The sequence below is a fragment of the Aeromonas sp. R6-2 genome, from assembly GCF_040908155.1.
Lineage (GTDB): Bacteria > Pseudomonadota > Gammaproteobacteria > Enterobacterales > Aeromonadaceae > Aeromonas > Aeromonas schubertii.
The window spans coordinates 1-5,094 of the sequence record NZ_JBFODE010000039.1 but is presented as its reverse complement, the minus strand read 5'-3'; the positions used below and the strand labels follow the sequence as shown (position 1 = coordinate 5,094).

The 5,094-nt window shown below is 51.1% G+C and carries 4 protein-coding genes; 3 read left to right on the top strand and 1 reads right to left on the bottom strand.

What is annotated here, in order from left to right:
* The 3 genes from AB5Y48_RS10525 to AB5Y48_RS10515 form a co-directional block, all read left to right on the top strand.
* Positions 1-885, top strand: an 885-nt coding sequence (locus AB5Y48_RS10525) for a type VI secretion system Vgr family protein (RefSeq protein ID WP_368164375.1), incomplete at its 5' end; no start/stop codon positions are given.
* Between the two features lie 25 nt (positions 886-910).
* Complete coding sequence (locus AB5Y48_RS10520; RefSeq protein ID WP_368164374.1) at positions 911-3,505, top strand: hypothetical protein; 2,595 nt, start codon at positions 911-913, stop codon at positions 3,503-3,505.
* Entirely contained in the window at positions 3,489-4,274 is a 786-nt protein-coding gene (locus tag AB5Y48_RS10515) for a tetratricopeptide repeat protein (protein WP_368164373.1), read from the top strand. Before AB5Y48_RS10520 ends, AB5Y48_RS10515 begins: the two co-directional genes overlap by 17 nt.
* Positions 4,275-4,546: 272 nt before the next feature.
* On the opposite strand, the gene AB5Y48_RS10510 is transcribed toward AB5Y48_RS10515, so the two are convergent.
* The coding region (locus AB5Y48_RS10510) for an IS3 family transposase (protein WP_368164372.1) at positions 4,547-5,094 on the bottom strand (548 nt) is incomplete at its 5' end.

Below are 5,094 nucleotides of genomic sequence, written 5' to 3'. Positions count from 1 at the left end.
TGCGACGAGCACGGCCGGGTCAAACTGCAATTCCCGTGGGACCGCTATGGCGAGAGCAACGATCAGAGCTCCTGCTGGGTGCGGGTGAGCCAGGGTTGGGCCGGCGGCCAGTACGGCATGATGGCCATCCCGCGCATCGGCCACGAGGTGATCGTGAGTTTTCTGGAAGGGGATCCGGACCAGCCGATTATCACCGGGCGTACCTATCACGCCACCAACCGGCCGCCGTACCCGCTTCCGGCCAACAAGACCCGCACCGTGCTGCGCACCGAGACCCACCAGGGTGAGGGCTTCAACGAGCTGCGTTTCGAAGACCAGGCGGGGCAGGAAGAGATCTATATCCACGGTCAGAAGGATCTCAACGCACTCATTGAAAACGACGTGGCCTGGCACATCAAACACGATGAGCATCGGGATATCGACAATGAGCGGGTGACCCGCATCAAGGCCAACGACCACCTGACGGTGGAGGGCGAGAAGCGCGACCAAGTGAAGGCTGACTACTCGCTGACGGTGGATGCCAGCCTGCACCAGAAGTTGGGGCAGTCCCTGCTGGTGGAAGCCGGTCAGGAAGTGCATATCAAGGTGGGCGACAAGCTGGTGCTGGAGGCGGGTTCCGAGATCACCCTCAAGGGGGGCGGCAGCTTTGTGAAAGTAGACCCGAGCGGCATCAAGCTGGTCGGTCCTGCGATCAAGCTCAATGCCGGCGGCAGCGCAGGCTCAGGCTCTGGCTGGGGTGGCAAGGCTCCCGTTGTGCCCAAGGGAGTCGAAGTGGTCAAGGCTCCCGAACTGGTCGAGCTGATCAAGGCCATTCCCACCGAGAAGGCGATGGAGGCGTTGCTCAAAGAGCTGACGCCTGATGACGATTATCAGCCCTCCGCTTGATGGATAACACAGGATTACAGCAAAGATGAAAATCGTCTATCCCATGCAATTGGCCGGTGGTAACACCCCCAGCGAAGTCGCTTCTCTCGATGCGTTTATCGAGAAGATCAATAGCCTCAAGAGCGGCACCTTCCCGATTGGTCGCAACCGTATCTGGCACGGTGGCATCCATTTCAGTGAGAAAGGGGGCTGGCACCCGAGCGGTGCTGTACGCGCCATCGCTGACGGGGAGATCGTTGCCTACCGGTTGGCAACCAAACCGGCCAAGGCAACCCGTAGCCCCGAAGCAGGAAAGCCAGGAGACAGTATTGAGCTATATACCTCCCCTTCGTTTTGTCTGGTTCGTCATCGCTACGAAGCCGGAGAGCAGAACAAGAATCGCCTGACGTTCTACAGCCTCTACATGCATATCGCGTGTGAGAACACTTACAACAGCCCAGAGGCGGCGCGAGTCACAGTCAAGGGCTCAGGCGTGTCTACCTATGAACCGGTGGCGCAGGGAGACCCCCTCAAGCTGACACGCCGACTGTCGGGCACGCGCCCTGTTTATGCGAAAACGGGGGCTGAGGTGACGTTGCTTCAGCAAACCTCGAGCAACCTGCTCAACCACAAAGATGAGCCCCACAATTATTTTCTGGTGCACTACGTCGATGAACCGAACAGCCTGTTCTATATCGCGGAAAGCCAATTGCAGCAGGAGTATCCGCAAAAGCCTAAGTGGATGACCCCACCGGAAGGCAAACCGGCCCGTCATGGCATCCCGAGTAATACCTGGCTGCGACAATCAGCCAACACCACGGCAGGGAGCTTAGGGCTACCCGCTGGCAGTGAGGTGGTGGTATCCAGTGAGCCACCAAAGATGGTGAACATCAATGGCGGCCCGACCGAGTTTCGTAAAGTGCAGGTGTTCAAGGTAGGTAGCGGTACGGTCAAAGACAGCGCCAACAAGGTGATGACCAGTGCCAGCAAAGGGTCAGTCGGCTGGTTGGCGAAAAGCAAGATGGGGGCAGGACTGGCCGCCGAACCGAGCATTCCTGTTGAATTCAAAGAGGGTGCATCCGTCGTAGACCGCAGCGAGAACCCGATAGCGGTACAGGCCGGAGAGGTCATTGGTCACTGGGGCGAACATGAGCTGGCTACTGCCGGTGCCAGCGGTTTTGTGAAAGACACCGACAGCAAAGCCGTGCACTTTGAGGTATTTGTGGCAGAGAGCGACAAGCAGGCGCTTGAAGATTGCATCAATAACAAGGCGCGGGTCACCGGTGGCCAAGGCTACCTGCTAGTAAAAAAAGAGGTGACCACCTATCGCCTGACAAGCGATAGCCAGCATGGTTTTCACGATGTGGCCGTCTATGGGCCACTGCCCTTACCGTTGGCGGTGAAAGAGTCTGATATTGTCACTCACGGTGCCAACAACTTTGTGAAGGTGCGTGAGCGGACTGCGGCTGACGGGGAGCTGGCAGGCGAGTTTGTCTTGCAGGGCGGAGATGTCGAAGTGGTCAGTCAGCATGACTGGCACAAGCTGGGCGTCAGACTGGTCGATGGCAGCAGTGACCCTGATGGATTTTTAGATAAGGCTGATACCGAAGGCAAAGAAGGAGGCGAGTTTTTCAGCACCCTCTATGACAAGCTGGTGACAGACAGGGATAACGATGGCACCCTGAGCGGCAATGATATCAAGGCCGCGCTGGCCGATGAGGAGTTGGCGGGCAAGTTGCGCATGTTGTTTATCAAGCACAAAAGCGAATGGGTAAAGCCAGGCGATTGGCCGCGTCTAAAGCAGGAGTTAGCTGAGCAGCCGAAGCTCTATGAATATGCGATGCAGGTACACAACAATATGGCGTGGATGGAAGATGCCAGCGATATATTGGGTGATACCAAACCTTGGTTTATTCATCCGGTGGGGATGATGGGGTTGGTGAACTTCCGTCTTCCACGTAAACGACGTGATTATGACTTGGGTTCTCTGTCTTCAAAATATGAAACTGGTGGGCGAGGTTCGATCACTGTGTCTGGTGGGGGTGGTGATGCGGGTGGAATTTCTTATGGTTCATATCAGATGACAAGTAAAGTGACTATTAAGGTAAAGGAGGGTACTAGGTCTATTATTGGGGGGACAGTTAAAAGATTTGTTTCTGATGGTTCTTTTAGATGGAAGAGTGAATTTGAAGGTTTGACCCCAGGAACAGTAGCGTTTACAGATAAATGGAAGGAGCTTGTTAGAGCTTATCCGGATGACTTTAAAAATGAAGAACACGCATTTATCAGAAGAACTCATTATGACAAGTTGGTGTCACATATTATTTCTGAGGCGAATGTAGACGTCAGATACCATTCTCATTCTCTTAATGATGTTGTATGGTCAACAGCGGTACAGCATGGCGTGTCTGATGTTATTGTTAATGCTATACAAAATATTAATCTAACACCTTCAGAAACAAAGGAATATGATCAAGCATTGATCAGTGAGATCTATGCAGAGCGTGGTAAGACAGATGGAGATGGCAGCCTCATCTATTTCTCAAAAAATTCCAAGAGCGTTCAGGATGGGGTAAGAAAACGGTTTGTCTCTGAAAGAAGAGAAGCTATCAAAAGGTTGAGCGATGAAAAAGACTATTAGTTTGTTGATCATGCTGTATTCAGCATGGGTTAGTGCAGATGTTATGCTTTACACAACAGATAGCAGCATACTGGGGTTAGAAAACATTCATGGCCAAGATTCATTTACCTCTACATTGTATGGTGGAAGTAATGATTCAGGCGCTACATCTCCAGCTGATTGTGTAGTTAGATATAAGTTGGTTAAAAAAGGGTCTAGGTACATGGCTGAGTCACTCTTGATGCCTAAAAACGTATCTGGAAACTCTTCATCCGATAATGGTGAGATTTCTTTCGAAATTGATGAAAATAGAGTTGTTGTTTTGTCTGACTATTCACCTGATGAGTGTCCGTTGAATTCTAATTTCTCGGGTGAATATATGCTAGTTGGTAAAAAAGATGCTAGATACAAGTCGGAATTTGATAGCCTAATAAAAATCAATCATAAAAATGCACTTAAGCTTTTCCAAAAGAGTAGGGTGCTAGATGCATGCAATAGTCTTACTCCATACATACAAGAAGCGACTAAAACTGGTTATTATAATGCTGGCATTTTCAATGATTATGGTTATTTTCTACAACAAGCAGGATTGAATGTAGAGGCTGTGGATATTTTGAATCTTGTGATAAAAAAATCGCCCAGTAGAAAAGTTGTTTATCTTAATGTCGCAGATGCATATTGGGGGATGAATGAAAAAAATCTTGCTGTCAAGAACTATATGAAATATAGGTCTTTGATGACTGGTAATGAAGATAATATTCCAAGCTATATATTGGATAGAATAAAATAAACTTCATTCGGAGTGGCACTGGGACATCCATTATTTTGACAGGGGCGTAGCACTCTGCTGGACTTGCGACGGAAACTCTGGGACACCCACTATTTTGGCCATGGTGAGTTCTGGGACACCCACCATTTTGACAGGGGCGTAGTACTCTGCTGGACTTGAAGCATCACGGCATTTTGCTGGGACAGGCGTTGTTGATCAAATCCGTCGCTGGATTGATTGAGTTCTGGGACACCCACCATTTTGACAGGGGCGTAGTGCTCTGCTTGTAGTGGTCAAGTAAAACTGGCCACGGTTTTATAAGCAGCCCAATACTGCCGCTCAGATTCGTTCGGGGTTAAACCACCGTTGTAGTCATGGGGGCGCGTCTGACTGTAATACCCCATTAAATATGCTGTGATACTTTCCGTGGCTTCGACCATGTCTTGGTAGCCATGCTCTGGCACCCACTCGCTCTTGAGGCTGCGAAACAATCGCTCCATCGGTGCATTATCCCAACAGTTGCCTCGCCGGCTCATGCTCGGGGTTATCCGATAGCGCCATAACAGCTGCTGGTATCGACGGCAGGTGTAATGGCTACCCTGGTCCGAGTGAAACATGACCCCCTGTGGTTGCCCTCGTTGCTCATAAGCGATGGTCAGCGCTTTCATCGTCAACTCGCTGTCAGGTGAGAACGAGAACGCCCAGCCAACCGGCTTTCTGGCAAACAGGTCCATCACCACCGCCAGATAACCCCAGCGTTGGCCGGTCCAGATATAGGTTACATCGCCACACCAAACTTGATTGGGGGCCGTCACGGCAAACTGTCGCTCCAACACGTTGG

What these genes read in the sequence shown, in the direction of transcription:
- AB5Y48_RS10520 (WP_368164374.1), top strand. Translation starts at nt 911, where the DNA reads ATGAAAATCGTCTATCCCATGCAATTGGCCGGTGGTAACACCCCCAGC.
- AB5Y48_RS10515 (WP_368164373.1), top strand. Translation starts at nt 3,489, where the DNA reads ATGAAAAAGACTATTAGTTTGTTGATCATGCTGTATTCAGCATGGGTT.